The organism is Paraburkholderia podalyriae (genome assembly GCF_014397785.1).
GTDB lineage: Bacteria > Pseudomonadota > Gammaproteobacteria > Burkholderiales > Burkholderiaceae > Paraburkholderia > Paraburkholderia podalyriae.
In genome coordinates this window covers 20,449-37,310 of sequence record NZ_VZQQ01000026.1, presented here as the reverse complement: position 1 = coordinate 37,310, position 16,862 = coordinate 20,449, and the positions used below count along the sequence as shown (strand labels likewise).

Annotated in this window: 14 protein-coding genes; 11 read left to right on the top strand and 3 right to left on the bottom strand. The window is 65.0% G+C overall.

Annotated features, from left to right (window positions below; translation table 11 throughout):
* The first annotated feature begins 96 nt into the window (after nucleotides 1-96).
* Genes F6X42_RS26000 through F6X42_RS25990 form a run of 3 tightly spaced genes read left to right on the top strand, consistent with a single transcriptional unit; the run spans nucleotide 97 to nucleotide 4,909 of the window.
* A complete protein-coding gene (locus F6X42_RS26000) occupies nucleotides 97-1,377 on the top strand; it encodes a dicarboxylate/amino acid:cation symporter (RefSeq protein ID WP_187636940.1) in 1,281 nt (426 codons plus the stop codon).
* Nucleotides 1,378-1,422: 45 nt separating this feature from the next.
* Nucleotides 1,423-3,528 carry a sensor histidine kinase gene (locus F6X42_RS25995; protein ID WP_187636939.1) on the top strand — a complete coding sequence of 702 codons (2,106 nt, stop codon included), beginning with the start codon at nucleotides 1,423-1,425 and terminating at the stop codon, nucleotides 3,526-3,528.
* A 31-nt stretch (nucleotides 3,529-3,559) separates the two neighbouring features.
* A complete protein-coding gene (locus F6X42_RS25990) occupies nucleotides 3,560-4,909 on the top strand; it encodes a sigma-54-dependent transcriptional regulator (RefSeq protein ID WP_187636938.1) in 1,350 nt (449 codons plus the stop codon).
* Between the two features lie 60 nt (nucleotides 4,910-4,969).
* On the opposite strand, the gene F6X42_RS25985 is transcribed toward F6X42_RS25990, so the two are convergent.
* Entirely contained in the window at nucleotides 4,970-5,506 is a 537-nt protein-coding gene (locus F6X42_RS25985; protein ID WP_187636937.1) for a TlpA disulfide reductase family protein, read from the bottom strand.
* Nucleotides 5,507-5,692: 186 nt separating this feature from the next.
* Here F6X42_RS25985 and F6X42_RS25980 point away from each other — a divergent pair, with 186 nt between their 5' ends.
* A complete protein-coding gene (locus F6X42_RS25980; RefSeq protein ID WP_187636936.1) occupies nucleotides 5,693-6,376 on the top strand; it encodes a hypothetical protein in 684 nt (227 codons plus the stop codon).
* 330 nt (nucleotides 6,377-6,706) lie between these two features.
* Here the strand turns inward: F6X42_RS25980 and F6X42_RS25975 are convergent, their stop codons facing one another.
* Both F6X42_RS25975 and F6X42_RS25970 read right to left on the bottom strand, forming a co-directional pair.
* Nucleotides 6,707-8,323, bottom strand: a complete 1,617-nt coding sequence (locus tag F6X42_RS25975; RefSeq protein WP_187636935.1) for a YifB family Mg chelatase-like AAA ATPase — start codon at nucleotides 8,321-8,323, stop codon at nucleotides 6,707-6,709.
* Between the two features lie 116 nt (nucleotides 8,324-8,439).
* Nucleotides 8,440-8,694 (bottom strand): accessory factor UbiK family protein, encoded by a 255-nt coding sequence (locus F6X42_RS25970; RefSeq protein WP_187636934.1) that lies wholly within the window; start codon nucleotides 8,692-8,694, stop codon nucleotides 8,440-8,442.
* 385 nt (nucleotides 8,695-9,079) lie between these two features.
* Between F6X42_RS25970 and F6X42_RS25965 the strand changes: the two genes are divergently transcribed.
* From F6X42_RS25965 to ptsP, 7 genes are all read left to right on the top strand, one after another.
* Nucleotides 9,080-9,418, top strand: a complete 339-nt coding sequence (locus F6X42_RS25965; protein ID WP_006048089.1) for a P-II family nitrogen regulator — start codon at nucleotides 9,080-9,082, stop codon at nucleotides 9,416-9,418.
* Between the two features lie 46 nt (nucleotides 9,419-9,464).
* Complete coding sequence (locus F6X42_RS25960) at nucleotides 9,465-10,973, top strand: ammonium transporter (protein WP_187636933.1); 1,509 nt, start codon at nucleotides 9,465-9,467, stop codon at nucleotides 10,971-10,973.
* Between the two features lie 253 nt (nucleotides 10,974-11,226).
* Entirely contained in the window at nucleotides 11,227-12,516 is a 1,290-nt protein-coding gene (gene gshA / locus F6X42_RS25955; protein WP_018434736.1) for a glutamate--cysteine ligase, read from the top strand.
* Nucleotides 12,517-12,619: 103 nt separating this feature from the next.
* Entirely contained in the window at nucleotides 12,620-13,576 is a 957-nt protein-coding gene (gshB, locus tag F6X42_RS25950) for a glutathione synthase (protein WP_187636932.1), read from the top strand.
* A gap of 243 nt (nucleotides 13,577-13,819) precedes the next feature.
* Complete coding sequence (locus F6X42_RS25945) at nucleotides 13,820-14,347, top strand: PTS sugar transporter subunit IIA (protein WP_187636931.1); 528 nt, start codon at nucleotides 13,820-13,822, stop codon at nucleotides 14,345-14,347.
* A 124-nt stretch (nucleotides 14,348-14,471) separates the two neighbouring features.
* Nucleotides 14,472-14,741 (top strand): HPr family phosphocarrier protein, encoded by a 270-nt coding sequence (locus F6X42_RS25940; RefSeq protein ID WP_187636930.1) that lies wholly within the window; start codon nucleotides 14,472-14,474, stop codon nucleotides 14,739-14,741.
* Nucleotides 14,742-15,103: 362 nt separating this feature from the next.
* The gene (ptsP, locus tag F6X42_RS25935) at nucleotides 15,104-16,849 is read left to right on the top strand and encodes a phosphoenolpyruvate--protein phosphotransferase (RefSeq protein WP_187636929.1); all 1,746 of its coding nucleotides are present in this window, start codon (nucleotides 15,104-15,106) and stop codon (nucleotides 16,847-16,849) included.
* Nucleotides 16,850-16,862: the final 13 nt, after the last annotated feature.

Here is a 16,862-nt window from a genome sequence, read left to right as displayed (position 1 = left end):
CAGCGGTCCGCTAACGGGCGCCCGCGCGACGACGTTTCGTTCGCGTGTCGCGCCTCGCGGCGGCTCATCAGCTCATTTCCCCTCGCAGGAACTATCGTGAAGAAACCTATCCATAAAGTGCTGTACGTCCAGGTGATCGTGGCGATCATCATCGGTATCGTACTGGGGCATTTCTACCCGAACCTCGCCGTCGACATGAAGCCGCTCGGCGACGGCTTTATCAAGCTGATCAAGATGGTGATCGGGCCGATCATCTTCTGCACGGTCGTGACAGGCATCGCCGGCATGGAGGACATGAAGAAGGTCGGACGCGTGGGCGGCAAGGCGCTGTTGTATTTCGAAATCGTGTCGACGTTCGCGCTGGTGCTCGGCCTCGCCGCCACGCACCTGCTGCGACCCGGCGCCGGCTTCAACGTCGACCCGGCTTTGCTCGACAGCCGCGCGGTCGCGTCGTATGCAGCGAAGGCACACGGCCAGTCGACGGTCGACTTCTTCATGCACATCATTCCGGACACGATCACGTCGGCGTTCGCGCAGGGCGAGATCCTGCAGATCCTGTTGATCGCGCTGCTGTTCGGCGCGGTGCTCGCGACGGCCGGTGAGAAGGGCAAGCCCGTAATGAACATCATCGAAGGGATCTCGCACATCCTGTTCGGCATGGTGCGCATCATCACGAAGCTCGCGCCGATCGGCGCGTTCGGCGCGATGGCCTTCACGATCGGCAAGTACGGCATCGGCTCGCTGTTGCCGATGCTCAAGCTGGTCGGCACGTTCTATCTGACCTCGATCGTGTTCGTGGTGGTGGTGCTCGGCGCGATCGCGCGGATGGTGGGCTTCAACATCCTGCGTTTCGTTGCGTACATCAAGGAGGAAATGCTGATCGTGCTCGGCACGAGCTCGTCCGAAGCCGCGCTGCCGCAGCTGATGCTGAAGCTGGAAAATCTCGGCTGCTCGCGCTCGGTGGTGGGCCTCGTGGTGCCGACCGGCTACTCGTTCAACCTCGACGGCACCAACATTTACATGACGATGGCGGTGCTGTTCATCGCCCAGGCGACCAACATCGACCTCACCTGGGGCCAGCAGCTGACGCTGCTCGCAGTGACGATGCTGACCTCGAAGGGCGCGAGCGGCGTGACCGGCGCGGGCTTCATCACACTCGCGGCGACGCTTGCCGTCGTGCCGACGATTCCGCTGTCGGGCATGGTGCTGATTCTTGGCATCGACCGTTTCATGAGCGAATGCCGCGCGCTGACGAACATCGTCGGCAACGGTGTCGCGACGGTCGTCGTGTCGGCCTGGGAGAAGGAACTCGATCGCAGCAAGCTGAACAAGGTGCTGCGCGGCGAGGTGGCGGTCAAAGAGCCGGCCGGCGTTTGAGCCGCGCCTCGCCGACCTTGTCGTGATTAGCGCGGACGCTTGCTGATGAATCCGGCGTCCGCGCGTCCTCCCGAGGCGTCTGCTGTTGCTCCGGCCGCACCGGGGCCTTCGGCGCTTACCTTTGGCGAGACTGCCAGCGCAACCCGCGGCCCAGCCCGCGACGCATCTCGCGGCGAGCCCTTGCCGCCCTATGCCACAATGTCCGATCCCCATCGACCGGACCTTGCCAACGTGACCCGCCGCCTGCTGATTCTCTTCGCGCTCGCAGCCGGGCTCGCGGCGGCATGCTGGCTCACCTACAGCCTCGCGTGGAAAAGCGGCGTCGACACGCTGCGGCGCAATGCCGCGGTGCGCGCCGAGCGCACCGCGAGCGTGCTGAAGAGCACACTCGAGCGCTACGAATCGCTGCCTTATCTGCTCGCCGAGCATCCGATCGTGCAGGACGTGCTGATCGATCCGACGCCCGCCAACGCCGCGCGCGCGAATCTCTATCTCGAGGATCTGAACCGCCACGCGCGCGCGACGGTCACCTACGTCATTTCGCTCGACGGCTACTGCGTCGCCGCGAGCAACTGGCGCGGGCCGGGCAGCTTCGTCGGCGCGGGCTATCAGTTCCGGCCGTATTTCGTCGATGCGGTGAAGGGCGGTGTCGGCCGCTTCTTCGGCATCGGCACGATTTCGCAGGCGCCCGGCTATTACATCTCGCAGCCGGTGCGGCGCGACGGCAAGATCGTCGGTGTGGCGGTCGTCAAGCTCGATCTCGAATGGTTTCAGGGCGCCGACGCGTCCGAGCCGCTCGTCGTCACCGACGATCATGGCGTGATCTTCCTGTCGTCGGTGCCGGCATGGAAGTACCACACGATCCGGCCGCTGCCCGGCCAGATCGCCAATTCGATCTACCAGGCGCGCCAGTACGCGCAGCAGCCGATCGAGCCGCTGCCGGTGGCGGTCGAGCGCATCCTAAAAGGCAATGCGCAGATCCTGCGCGTCGGCGGCGGGCGCTCCGCGCCGCGCTACCTCGCGTCGCGGCACGCCATGGGCGAGCCGGACTGGCATCTGATCACGATGTCACCGGTCGATCCAGTCGATGCCGACGCGCGCAAGGCGACCATCGTCACCGGCTTCGGCTATGTGTCGCTGGTGCTGCTCGCGTTCTACTGGCGCATGCGGCGCGCGCGGCTGCGCGAAATGATGCGCAGCCGCGCGCTGCTGCAAAAAGCGTATGCCGAGCTGAACGAGCGCGTCGCCGAGCGCACCGCCGATCTGTCCGAGGCGAACGAGCAGTTGCACAGGGAAGTCGCCGAGCGCACCCGCGCCGAACAGGAGCTGCGCGCCGCGCACGACGAGCTGATCCAGGCGAGCAAGCTCGCCGCGCTCGGTCAAATGGCGGCCGGCATCACGCACGAGCTGAACCAGCCGCTCGCCGCGCTGCGCAGTTTCTCGGACAACACGCGCGTGCTGCTCGAACGCGGCGATCAGGCATCGGCGCGCGAGAATCTCGAAGCGATCGCGGCGCTCACCGAGCGCATGGGCAAGATCACGAACCAGCTGAAGCTGTTCGTCGGCCGCGCGCGGCCGCGCAGCGCGCGCGCGTCGATCGTGCGGGCGCTGCGCAACGTCGTCGGGTTGCTGCAGAAGCGGCTGCAGGGCGTCGAGCTCGAGTTCGTGCTGATCGATGCCAGGGCCGGCACCGACACCGCGGCCGCCGATGCGGCAGGCCGCGCGCGCGCACCGCTGAATCTCGCCGACGATCATCTGGAGCTGGTCGCGAATTGCGACGATCTGCGACTCGAACAGGTGCTGATCAACCTGCTCGGCAACGCGCTCGATGCGACCGCCGGCATCAACCCGCCGCGCATCACGGTCGAGGTCGCGGCCGGCGACGCGAACCTGTCGATCGCGGTCGGCGACAACGGCCCCGGCATCCCCGACGACGTGCTGCCGCATCTCTTCGAGCCGTTCTTCACGACGAAGGAAATGGGTCAGGGGCTCGGCCTCGGCCTCGCGATTTCATCGTCGATCGCGCGTGATTGCGGCGGCTCGCTGGCCGCGCGCAACGCGCCGCAAGGCGGTGCATTATTCGTGTTGACGCTGCGTCGCGCTCGCGTGCAGTCGAGCCCCTCGCACGATCCGCTGACCGCGGGCTCCTGATTTCACCCCGAAGCATCACCCGGAACACGCAATGAACGACGGCCTGCAAGTGCTGTATATCGAAGACGACGAACTGGTGCGGCGCGCGAGCGTGCAGAGCCTGCAACTGGCTGGCTTCGACGTGATCGGCCTTGCGTCGGTCGAGGCGGCGGCGAAGCTGATCAGTGCCGACTTTTCCGGCGTGATCGTCAGCGATATCCGGCTGCCCGGCGCGAGCGGTCTCGATCTGCTCGCGCAGTGCCACGAGCGCGCGCCCGACATGCCGGTGATTCTGGTCACCGGCCACGGCGATATCTCGATGGCCGTGCAGGCGATGCGCGACGGCGCCTACGACTTCATCGAAAAGCCGTTTGCGTCGGAGCGGCTGATCGAAGCCGTGCGGCGCGCGCTGGAGCGCCGGACGCTCGTGCTCGAAAACCTCGCGCTGCGCCGTGAACTGGCCGGGCAGAACGCGGTTGCGCCGCGCATCATCGGCCGCAGTCCGGCGATCGAGCAGGTGCGGCGGCTGATCGCCAACGTGGCGCCGACCGATGCGTCCGTGTTGATCAACGGCGATACCGGCGCGGGCAAGGAGCTGATCGCGCGCAGCTTGCACGAGCTGTCGCCGCGGCGCGACAAGCCGTTCATCGCGGTGAACTGCGGTGCGCTGCCCGAGCCGATGTTCGAATCGGAGATGTTCGGCTACGAACCGGGCGCGTTCACCGGCGCGGCCAAACGGCGGATCGGCAAGCTCGAACATGCGTCGGGCGGCACGCTGTTTCTCGACGAGATCGAGAGCATGCCGCTCGCGCTGCAGGTCAAGCTGCTGCGCGTGCTGCAGGACGGCGTGCTGGAACGGCTCGGTTCGAATCAGCCGATTCGCGTCAATTGCCGCGTGATCGCGGCCGCGAAAGGCGACATGGCGGAGCATGTCGCGGATGGCTCGTTCCGGCGCGACCTGCTCTATCGTCTCAACGTGGTGACGATCGCGCTGCCGCCTTTGAGCGAGCGTCGCGAGGACATCGTGCCGCTGTTCGAGCATTTCCTGCTCGATGCGGCCGTCCGTTATCAGCGGCCGGCGCCGATGCTGACCGATCGGCAGCGTGCGAGTCTGATGCAGCGCGACTGGCCGGGCAACGTGCGGGAACTTCGCAATGCCGCCGACCGCTTCGTGCTCGGCATCGCCGACGAACCGGTGCTGTCCTTCGCCGATGACGGCGAGGCCACGCACCCGCTGAAGGAGCGTGTCGAGCAGTTCGAACGCGCGATGATCGCCGAGGCGTTGGAGCAGGCGGGCGGCGTGGTCGCGGTCGCGGCGGACCGTCTGCAGCTCGGCAAGGCGACGCTCTACGAAAAGATCAAGCGATATGGCCTCGCGGCCAAGGGGGAGGGGGAGCGGTGAGGAGGGGTGACGCCGGCGGCGGGAGAGTGCGCCGGCGCGTGCGGATCTGCTTGACCCGGCTTAAGCCGCGCTAGCCTTCAGCGCCTTCGCGAGCAACTGGTCGAGTTCCGCGAACTGCGGCTCGCCGACATAGCGCTTCAGGATCCTGCCGTCTTTATCGACGACGAAGGTGGTCGGCGTGAGTTGCACGTTGCCGAACTGCCTGGCGGCCGAGCCGTCGTCCATGGCGACCTTGAACGGCAGCTGACGCGTTTGCGCGTAGTTGGTCACGTACATCGGCGCGTCGTAGTTCATCGCCACTGCGACGAATTCGAGGCCCTGGCCCTTGAAGCGGTTATAAGTCTCGACCATCTGCGGCATTTCCTTCATGCAGGTGTCGCAGTTCGTCGCCCAGAAGTTGACGAGATAAACCTTGCCTTTCAGGTCCGCGGTCGTGAGCTTCTGCCCCGACAGCAGCGTGAAGCTTGCATCGGGGACGCGCTGCTGGCCGGCAAACGCGAAGTAACCGGCGACGGCGAGCGCGATGGCCACGGCCGCCGCAATCAGGTAGCGAAGTGGGTTCGTGCGCCGGGCGGCGGTCGGTGAATTGGAACTCATGAACGGAACCTCGTGAGTCGCGCGCGGCGCGGAACAATGGGTCGATGCGATGGCGCTCGGGCCGATGCTGAATAGCGTTTGTATTGTAGCGCCAAGGCGGCGATTGCGCCGAAATCGCGCGCCGGCCCGGCGGCCCGATCAGCGGATAATGACACTTTGCGCTCCGCAAGCCCGATCTTTCGTCACATGCTCCGAACCGTTCTTCGCGTCTGCTGTTTAATTGCCCGCGTTTCGTGCCGTCTTCCGTTGATCAGCCGATTGTCCGCCCGCCGCGCGGGCGTCTTCTTGTCGGTGAGTCCTTTTCCTCGTGCCTTCACGCCGCCTGGCCGTGGCCGAACCGCGATCGGCGCAGCGGCGGCCGCGCTGGCTCTCGGCGTCGCGCTCAGCGCCTGCTCGCCGACTTTCGACTGGCGCACGGTGATGAACAACGACAACGGCTACACGGTCGACTTCCCGGCCAAGCCGGGCAACGATCGGCGCGCGGTGCAAATCGACGGCACGCCGATGCAGATGGCGATGCAGACTGCCGAAGCCGGCAATGCCGTATTCGCGGTCGGCACCGTGATGCTGCCCGACGACAGTGACGCGACGCAGCGCGCCGCGCTTGATTTCCTGCGCGCGGGATTGGCGCGCAACGTCGGCGCAACGCCAGAGGCTCATGCAGTGCAGATCCCGCTGGCGGCGGGCGGCAAGACACCAGGCCTGGAGATGACGGTGAGCGGCGCGGCGGGCGCCAAACACGAGACGCGCACCGTGTATGCGCGGCTCGTCGCGCGCGGCCGGCACGTGTACCAGGCGGCGATCATCGCCGATCAACCGCTGCCGGAAGACCAGGTGGATCAATTCTTTTCGTCTTTCCAACTGCACTAATCGCGGTATTTTTGGCCGATCGGGCGCACCTAGAGGGTGGAACGCAGTGAAAGTTCATTCGCAGGTTTGCGCGCTAATTGCCGGTTTACGTTGAGGTTTTCGAGTTGCCCGCGCGGCCTGTGGATAACTCTGTTGAGAAGTCGGCCTTACTGGCGGCAAAAGCCCATCGGGCGGGGCCTTTCGTCAAATTCGGCGAGCGTGGGGTATTTTAAAAGTCAATAAAATCAATGGCTTCGCGGGATGCCCGTCCGCGCGCCATTGAGTTGTATCAAAATCTATCAGGATCGCGGGCGTGTGAATAAGTCAAGACTTGACAGCAGATTTTTCTCCTCATAACGAGCCAAAAGCGCGGCGGTATTGAATCGCCTCGGCGACTTGCGCGGCGCTCGGCATTGCCGCGCCAGCCAGGTCCGCGACGGTGCGCGTGACCTTCAGCACCCGGTAGTACGCCCGCGCCGACCAGCCGAAGCGCTCGCCCGCTTCGCGCAGCAGCGCTTCGCCCGATGCGTCCGGGCGGCACACATCGTCGACTTCGCGTCCGTCCAGCTCGCGGTTGGTCTTGCCTTGCCGGGCGAGTTGCCGCTCGCGTGCGGCGCTCACGCGCTGTGCGATCGCCGCGCTCGCTTCGCCAGCGGTGGCGGCGCGGGCCGCGAGTTCGGCGGCGGTCAGCGCCGGAATTTCGAGCTGGATGTCGATGCGGTCGAGCAGCGGGCCCGACAATTTACGCAGATAGCGCGCGGCAACTTCCGGCGTGCAGCGGCAGCGCCCGCCCGGATCGCCGCGCCAGCCGCACGGGCACGGGTTCATTGCGGCGATCAGTTGGCAGGCGGCGGGGAAGTCCGCTTGCCAGGCGGCGCGCGAAATCGTGATGCGGCCGGCTTCGAGCGGCTCGCGCAGCGTTTCGAGCACCACACGATCGAATTCGGGAAGCTCGTCCAGAAAGAGCACGCCCAGATGCGCGAGCGTAATCTCGCCGGGCTGCGGCGGATTGCGTCCGCCGACCAGCGCCGCCGCGCTCGACGAATGGTGCGGCGCGCGAAACGGCCGCTGCCGCCACTGCGACGGCCTGAAGCCGATCCGGCTCGCAGACTGCAACGCGGCGGAGGCGAGCGCTTCGTCGTCGGTCATCGGTGGCAGCAGGCCGGGCAGGCGTGCAGCGAGCATCGACTTGCCGGCGCCGGGCGGCCCGATCAGCAGCGCGTGATGACCGCCGGCCGCGGCGACTTCGAGTGCGCGCCGGGCCGCCCGCTGGCCGATCACGTCGGCCATGTCCGGCACTGTGGCGGCGGCGTGCTCGCCGGGCGCGGGTGCGGTGACCGGGCTCAGACGCGCGTCCAGCGAGCCCGCGAGGTGCGCGCATAGCGACGGTAAATCGGCTGCGCCGAATACGTCGACGCCGGGCACGAGAGCCGCTTCCGCCGCGCTCGCGGCGGGCAGGTAAAGCTGTGGGGTGTGGAACGGTTGTCCGGCTGGTCGATCGAAGAGGGCCGGCAACGCGGAACGCGTTTCAGATGAAGCGCCGGTGTCGGCGGCGCCGGCGCTCGCCACAGCGCCGCGCGCGGTGCCACACGCCATCGCGAACGCGCCGCGCATCGGCCGCAGCGCGCCGGTCAGCGACAGCTCGCCGGCAAACTCGCGATGGAGCAGCGATTCGGCCGGAATCTGCCCGCTCGCGGCGAGGATGCCGAGCGCAATCGGCAGATCGAAGCGACCCGATTCTTTCGGCAGATCGGCGGGTGCCAGGTTGACTGTGATGCGGCGGACCGGGAAATCGAAACCGCAGTTTTGTAGCGCCGCGCGCACGCGCTCGCGGCTCTCGCGCACTTCCAGGTCGGGCAGGCCGACGATCGAAAAGGACGGCAGTCCATTGGCGAGGTGAACCTCGACGGTCACTTCGGGCGCGCGGCCAGCGGCCGGCGCGCGGCTGCGCACCACGGCAAGCGACATATTCTCTCCCGTCGGACGATGCGCTGACGACGCGCGAAAGTCCCTAAAACGCTGATGACGTCACGGCTCGCTTGCCGGTGATGTGCGGCACTGCGCAGCTTGGCTGCGAGCAGCGCTTACGACGTCTGCGCGAGCGGCAGCTTTTGCTCGAGCTCGGCGACGCGGCGCTCGAGTTCCTCGAGGCGCGCGCGCGTACGCACGAGCACCTGGGTCTGCGTATCGAATTCCTCGCGCGTGACGAGATCGAGCTTCGAAAAGCCCTGCGACAGCATTGCCTTGACGTTGCGCTCGACATCCTTGGCCGGCGAGTTCTTGAACAGATCGCTGATGCGAGCCTGGAAGTCGTTGAAAACGTCGTTCGGTTGTTTCATCGTGTTCCCCTTTCTGCACAAAAAAAGTGCATGTTTCGTTGCGCCCGTGCCCCGTTGCGGCGAATGGGCGATCCTGGTGCGCGGCGCATGCGCTGCCCGCAGCCGCGTGAGCGTGTTTGGTGCGCGCCGTCGCGCCAGAACGTTCGAACACTCTAGCAACGATCCCCCCGCCGCGCCACCGCCCGCCGCGTCGCTGGCCGTTTGGACAAGGGCGTCCTGGCGCACTGCGCCACGCGCGCGAGGCCCAGTTTGACACAATATGGCATGGAAGTTGCTGTTACTGCCCCGCGCGCACTTCCAGGGCACTTTTACCGGTGGTGCGGGAGACCGCGATCACGGTACGCGACGAGTTAGCAACGGATCAGCAACAACTAGCGAGGATTTCATGAAACTCATTACCGCAATCATCAAGCCGTTCAAGCTGGATGAAGCGCGCGAAGCCTTGTCGGCGATCGGCGTGTCGGGCATCACGGTGACGGAAGTCAAAGGTTTCGGACGGCAGAAGGGCCACACCGAGCTCTATCGGGGCGCCGAATACGTCGTCGACTTTCTGCCGAAGGTGAAGATCGAAGCGGCGGTGTCGGACGACATCGTCGACCAGGCGATCGAGGCGCTCGAGCGCGCCGCGCGAACCGGCAAGATCGGCGACGGCAAGATCTTCGTCACGCCGATCGAGCAGGTGATTCGGATCCGCACCGGCGAGACCGGCGCGGACGCACTGTAAAAGATCAGAACATAGCGATACGGATAGCGACAAGAGGAAAACCAAGATGCGAAAACTAATGATGTCCCTGCTGATGGCCGGCTCGCTGCTCGCGGGCGGTGTCGGCACCGCCCTCGCGGACGATGCGTCCGCTCCCGCAGCCGCCTCCGCTGCCGATACGACGGCGAGCGCGCCGGCACCGGACGCCTCCGCCGCAGCCGCTGCCCCGGCGGCCTCGGCTCCCGCCGCCGATGCGTCCGCCGCGCCGGCCGCAAGCGCACCGGCCGCGGCCGATGCATCGGCCGCCGCCGCCGCCGCGCCGGCCACCCCGACTGCGCCGTTCTCGGTCGATTCGTCGAAGATCAACTCCGGCGACACCGCGTGGATGCTGACCTCCACCGCGCTCGTGCTGTTCATGACGATCCCGGGCCTCGCGCTGTTCTACGGCGGCATGGTGCGCAAGAAGAACGTGCTCGCGACGCTGATGCAAAGCTTTGCCATCACCTGTGTGGTGACGATCGTCTGGACCGTGATCGGCTACAGCATCGCGTTCACGCCGGGCGGCTCGTTCATCGGCGGCTTCTCGCGCGTGTTCATGACGGGTATGAACTACATCAAGGGCGACAAGGCCACGACGCTGACCGTCAGCCATCTCGCGCCGACGATCCCCGAGACGGTCTACTTCGTCTACCAGATGACCTTCGCGATCATCACGCCGGCGCTGATCACCGGTGCGTTCGCGGACCGCATGAAGTTCTCGGCGATGCTGGTGTTCATGACGCTGTGGTCGATCATCGTCTACTCGCCGATCGCGCACATGGTGTGGGAACCGAGCGGCTGGCTGGCTAGCGCGGGCATCCTCGACTTCGCGGGCGGCACGGTGGTGCACATCAACGCCGGTATCGCGGGTCTGGTCTGCTGTCTGGTGCTCGGCAAGCGCGTCGGCTATGGCAAGGAAGCCATGGCGCCGCACAACCTGACGCTCACGCTGATCGGTGGCGCGATGCTGTGGGTCGGCTGGTTCGGCTTCAACGCGGGATCGGCCGTGGCAGCGGACGGCCGTGCCGGCTTCGCGATGTTCGCGACGCAGGTGGCGACCGCCGCGGCGGCGCTCGCGTGGATGTTCGCCGAATGGGCAGCCAAGGGCAAGCCGTCGGTGCTCGGTATCGTGTCGGGCGCGGTCGCGGGTCTGGTGGCGGTGACGCCCGCGTCGGGCTTCGTCGGCACGCTCGGCGCGCTCGTGATCGGTATCGTCGCGGGTGTGGTCTGCTTCTGGGCGGCCACGTGGCTCAAGCACAAGTTCGGTTACGACGATTCGCTCGACGCGTTCGGCGTGCACTGCATCGGCGGGATCATCGGTGCGCTGCTGACCGGCGTGTTCGCGGTCAAGGACATCGGCGGCGCGGACGGCAGCGTGATCCTGCAGGCGAAGGGCGTGCTGACGACGCTGGCCTACAGCGGCGTGGTGAGCTTCGTGCTGCTGAAGATCATCGACATGGTGATGGGCATCCGCGTGACCGAAGAGCAGGAGCGCGAAGGCCTCGACGTGAGCCTGCACGGCGAGCACGTCGAATAACGAAAAACCAGCAAGGCTTCGCGGGCCCGTGCTCCCGGGCCTGCCGGATCACGAAATGGTTGGCAAGCGCAGCGATTTGGCCCGTCTTCATGGCGGGCTTTTTTCTTGCTGATCGGGTTGCGGACAGCAATTTTCCGCGCCTATCATCGAGATAGGGAGAATGCATTCGAGTCTGCTTGCGAATGGAGAAACCGTCCCCAAATGGACAAAGCATTTGCTCTACAATCTTTTTTCTCCAGTCTGCGAGTGATCAATGGTTCCGCACCTAGTTACGGCGTTAAACGGCCCGCTGCTCGACCTCGAGCGGAAGATCCTCGACGCCACGCCCGCTATCGAACGCTGGTTCCGGCTCGAATGGCAGGAGCACACGCCGCCGTTCTACTGTTCCGTCGATCTGCGTAACGCGGGCTTCAAGCTCGCGCCGGTCGACACCAATCTGTTTCCCGGCGCATTCAATAACCTGCCGCAGGAAGTGCTGCCGCTCGCGGTGCAGGCCGCGATGGCCTCGATCGAAAAGATCTGCCCGGACGCGAAGAATCTGCTCGTCATTCCCGAGCGTCACACCCGCAACGCGTTCTACCTCGAAAACGTCGCCCGGCTTGCGTCGATCATGCGCCAGGCGGGTCTGAACGTACGCTTCGGCACGCTCGACGAAACCATCAACGGCCCGGTCACGATTGCGCTGTCGGACGGCCAGAAGCTGGTGCTCGAACCGCTCGAGCGCTCGCAGCGGCGCCTTGGTCTGAAGAACTTCGACCCGTGCTCGATCCTGCTGAACAACGATCTGTCCGGTGGCATTCCGCCCGTGCTCGAAAATCTGCACGAGCAATACCTGCTGCCGCCGCTGCATGCGGGCTGGGCGGTGCGTCGCAAGTCGACGCATTTCTCGTGTTATGACGACGTCGCGAAGAAGTTCGCGAAGATGGTCGAAATCGATCCTTGGATGATCAACCCGTACTTCGCGCACGTCGAGGGCGTCGACTTCCAGCAGCGCACCGGCGAGGAAGCCCTTGCCGATGCGATCGACGGCGTGTTGAAGAAGATCGCGCGCAAGTATCGCGAGTACGGCATCTCCGAAAAACCGTATGTCGTGATCAAGTCCGATGCGGGCACCTACGGCATGGGCGTGATGACCGTGCACGATGCGTCGGAAGTCGCCGCGCTCACGAAGCGCGAACGCACGCGCATGGCGGCGACCAAAGACGGCCTCGAAGTGCACGACGTGATCGTGCAGGAAGGCGTGTACACGTTCGAGCGCATCGGCGAGGAAGTTGCCGAGCCGGTCGTCTACATGATCGACCGCTATGTGGTGGGCGGCTTCTATCGCGTGCACGGCAGCCGCGAGCGCGACCAGAACCTGAACGCGCCGGGCATGCACTTCGTGCCGCTCGGCTTCGAACATACGGCGCTGCCCGATGCGCACGCCAAGCCCGGCGCGGCGCCGCCGAACCGCTTCTATATGTATGGCGTCGTGGCGCGGCTGGGGTTGCTGGCCGCATCGGTCGAACTCGAAAAGACCGATCCCGAAGCGATCCAGGTCTAAGCCAGCCCGCGCGGCAAGATGGCGGCACACGTGCCGCCATCGCCGTCTTCACAGACTATATTGACGAACAATGTCACGCCTGTCAGGGCGCACCGGAACCTTCATGGACATTCTTTTCATCGCCGATCCGCTCAACCATTTCAAGATCTACAAAGACACGACCTACGCGATGATGGCCGATGCGGCGCGGCGCGGTCACACGGTGTACACCTGCGAGCCGAAGCATCTGGCGTGGACGGGCGGCGATGTCGAGGCGAACGTGCAACGCATCGCGATCACCGGCGATACCACCGATCTGCATCGTGACGTGTGGTTCGCCGCCGATGCCGCGGCGCCGCGCGCGCTGGCGAGCTTCGGCGCGGTCGTGATGCGCAAGGACCCGCCGTTCGACATGGAATATGTGACGTCGACGTGGCTGCTCGAACTGGCCGAGCGCGGCGGCGCGCGGATCTTCAACAAGCCGCAGGCGATTCGCGATCATTCGGAGAAGCTCGCGATCGGCGAGTTCGCGCAGTTCGTCGCGCCGACGCTGGTCACGCGCGACCCGGCGCGTCTGCGCGCGTTTCACGAACAGCACGGCGACGTGATTCTGAAGCCGCTCGACGGCATGGGCGGCATGGGCGTGTTCCGCGTGAAGGCGGACGGCATGAACCTGGGCTCGATCATCGAAATGCTGAGCCACGACGGCGCGCGCTCGGTGATGGCGCAGAAATTCATCCCCGAGATCAAGGAGGGTGACAAGCGCATTCTGCTGATCGGTGGCGAAGCGGTGCCGTACTCGCTCGCGCGTATTCCTCAGGGTAATGAGGTGCGTGGCAATCTGGCAGCCGGCGGGCTGGGAGTGGCGCGGCCGCTCAGCGGGCACGATCGCAAGATCGCCGATACCTTGGCGCCGGTGCTGGCGGCGCGTGGCTTGCTGCTGGTTGGGCTCGATGCGATCGGCGACTGGCTCACCGAAGTGAACGTCACGAGCCCGACGTGTTTCCGCGAGATCATGGACCAGACCGGCTTCGACGTCGCCGCCATGTTCGTCGACGCGCTGGAGCGCGCGGTCGGCTGACGCGTGGCCCTCGTGAGGCAGGTCGACGCGGCGGCCTTGATTGGCCGGTCCTACCCCCAATCTGTGTAGTAAACCCGCATCAGGCGCGCCGTCGGGATTGGCGCGAAAATGAGGCTGCTACAATGCCCGCTCGCCCGACGATGCATTCCCGCCCTCGCGATCCACGGCCGGTCGTGGGCGATGGCGAACCGGGCTCGAGTCCCGGTCCGCGGTTTGGGGCCGTTCTTTTGCAGTAAGGCTGACATGGCAGGCATTCTGATCATTGCGCACGCTCCATTCGCCACCGCGTTGCGCGATTGCATTTCCCACATCTATGGCGGTTTGCCGGCGCGTATCGGCGTGATCGACGTGTCGCCGGATTGCGATCCCACGCAGGTCGTTGCGTTTGCGAATTCGGAAGTCGCGCGGCTGAAGGAAGAGAACGGCGCGCTTGTGCTGACCGACATGTTCGGCGCGACGCCGGCCAACATCGCGGGCCGGCTCGCCAACGTGCCGGACGTGCGCGTGCTGTGCGGCGTCAATCTGCCGATGCTGGTGCGCGCGGTCTGCTATCGCGCCACGCCGCTCGACACGCTCGTCGACAAGGCGCTCGCCGGTGCGACCAAGGGTGTGCACGCGATCGGACCGGCGACGCCGGAAGCGGTCGCGTCGCCAGTCTGCTCGGCCGCTTGCCTGCCGGCGCTGCCACCCGACGCGGCGCCCGCCGATTGTGTTCCCGCGTTACCGCCCGATGCCGATCTGACGCAAAAGACGGACGCGCCCGGCCTGTAAATCGGGCTGGTTCGCAGGCAAGCTTTGACAGATTCAAACGGCTTCGCACTGGCTTCAATCGCATTGCAGCCGCTTTGTGGTTTCACCTTTCACCATTTCATTCACCCGCGCTTCGGACCATCACATGCTGCAACAGGAAACGACTATTGTGAACAAGCTGGGGCTGCACGCGCGCGCGTCGGCCAAGTTGACGCAACTCGCGGGCAACTACCAGGCGGAAATCTGGATGAGCCGCAATGGCCGTCGTATCAACGCGAAGAGCATCATGGGCGTGATGATGCTGGCCGCTGGCATCGGCAGTACCGTGCTGATCGAAACGGAAGGCGCCGACGAAAAGGAAGCGATGGACGCGCTGTTGAAACTGATCGCCGAAAAATTCGGCGAAGGTCAATAAAGCCGCGCGTTTTGCGATCGACGAAATGCCGCGGCTCAGTCCGCGGCTTTTTTTCGCAGCCGACATTTGAATATCAGATGAGGCGCCTGTTAATCGACATTGAAGGGATCTAGAAGCGGAGCGAAAGCCATCGGGAAAAGTGTGTAAGGCGACATGCGTTTTCAATGTTTAAACCATATATTTTGCGCGACGCGTATAAAGCGAAGCTTCGCTCGGTACGACGACACCTGAATACGATGATTCGTGCTGCGCTGCACACACCCCGAACATACATTACGAAGGCGCGGAATTTATAATGCCTGGTACAGTCTGAGAGCATTGCAGCGCTTTGCCGCGGCATCACACAACTAGAGGAGGTGCGCGTGTCATTCACGCTGCATGGAATTCCCGTGTCACGGGGTATCGCCATCGGGCGGGCCTATCTGATCGCCCCGGCAGCACTCGACGTAGACCACTATCTGATCGAACTTGCCCAGATCGAAGGGGAGATCGAGCGTTTTCGCGCGGCTCAGCAACGCGTGCATGAAGAACTCAATGTATTGCGCGCCGATCTCGCCGCCGATGCCCCTAGCGAAGTGGGCGCATTCATCGACGTTCATACGATGATCCTGAACGACGCCATGCTCGTGCAGGAAACCATCGACTTGATCCGCACGCGCCGCTACAACGTCGAATGGGCGCTGACCGAACAGCTCGAAAGACTGTCGCGCCATTTCGACACTATCGAAGACGAATACCTGCGCGAGCGCAAGGCCGACATCGAGCAGGTCGTCGAGCGCGTGTTGAAGGCACTCGCGGGCGCGCCGGGCATCGTCAACAACGTGCATGGCGCATGCGACGAGATGATCGTGGTCGCGCACGACATCGCGCCGGCCGACATGATGCAGTTCAAGACACAGACGTTCCAGGGCTTCGTCACCGATCTGGGCGGGCGCACGTCGCACACCGCGATCGTCGCGCGCAGCCTCGGCATTCCGGCCGCGGTCGGCGTGCAGCATGCGAGCGCGCTGATCCGCCAGGACGATCTGATCATCGTCGATGGCGACCACGGCATTGTGATCGTCGATCCCGCGCCGATCGTGCTCGAGGAATACTCGTACCGGCAAAGCGAGAAGGAGCTGGAGCAGCGCAAGCTGCAACGGCTCAAGTTCTCGCCGACGCAAACGCTGTGCGGCACGCGCATCGAACTGTGCGCGAACATCGAATTGCCGGACGACGCGCGCGCGGCGATCGAATCGGGCGCGACCGGCGTGGGTCTGTTCCGCACCGAGTTCCTGTTCATGAATCACAAGCACCGGATGCCCGAAGAGGAGGCGCAGTTCAGCGCATATCGTCGCGCGGTCGAGCTAATGAACGGCTTGCCGGTCACGATCCGCACGATCGACGTCGGCGCCGACAAGCCGCTCGATTCGATGGCCAGCAGCGACGGCTACGAGACCGCCGCGAATCCGGCGCTCGGTTTGCGAGCGATTCGCTGGAGCCTGTCCGAGCCGCAGATGTTCCTCACGCAGCTGCGCGCTATCCTGCGCGCGTCGGCATTCGGCAAGGTGAAGATCCTGATCCCGATGCTCGCGCACGCGCAGGAAATCGACCAGACGCTCGATCTGATCCGTGAAGCCAAGCGTCAACTCGACGACGCGGGTATCGCTTACGATCCGAACGTGCAGGTCGGCGCGATGATCGAGATTCCGGCCGCCGCGATCGCGTTGCCGCTGTTTCTGAAGCGGCTCGATTTTCTGTCGATCGGCACCAACGATCTGATTCAGTACACGCTCGCGATCGATCGCTCGGACAACGCGGTCGCGCATCTGTACGATCCGCTGCACCCGGCCGTGCTGCATCTGATCGCGTTCACGCTGCGCGAGGCGAAGCGCGCGGGCGTGCCCGTGTCGGTATGCGGTGAGATGGCGGGCGATCCGGCGTTGACGCGTCTGTTGCTCGGCATGGGCCTGACCGAGTTTTCGATGCATCCGAGCCAACTGCTCGAGGTTAAGCAGGAGGTACTGCGCTCGCATCTGAAGACGCTGGAGAAGCCGGTGGCCGATGTGCTGGCTTCGTTCGAGCCGGAAGAGGTGCAGGCGGCGCTCAAGCGGGTCGCGCTGGTTTGAACCCGAGGCGCTT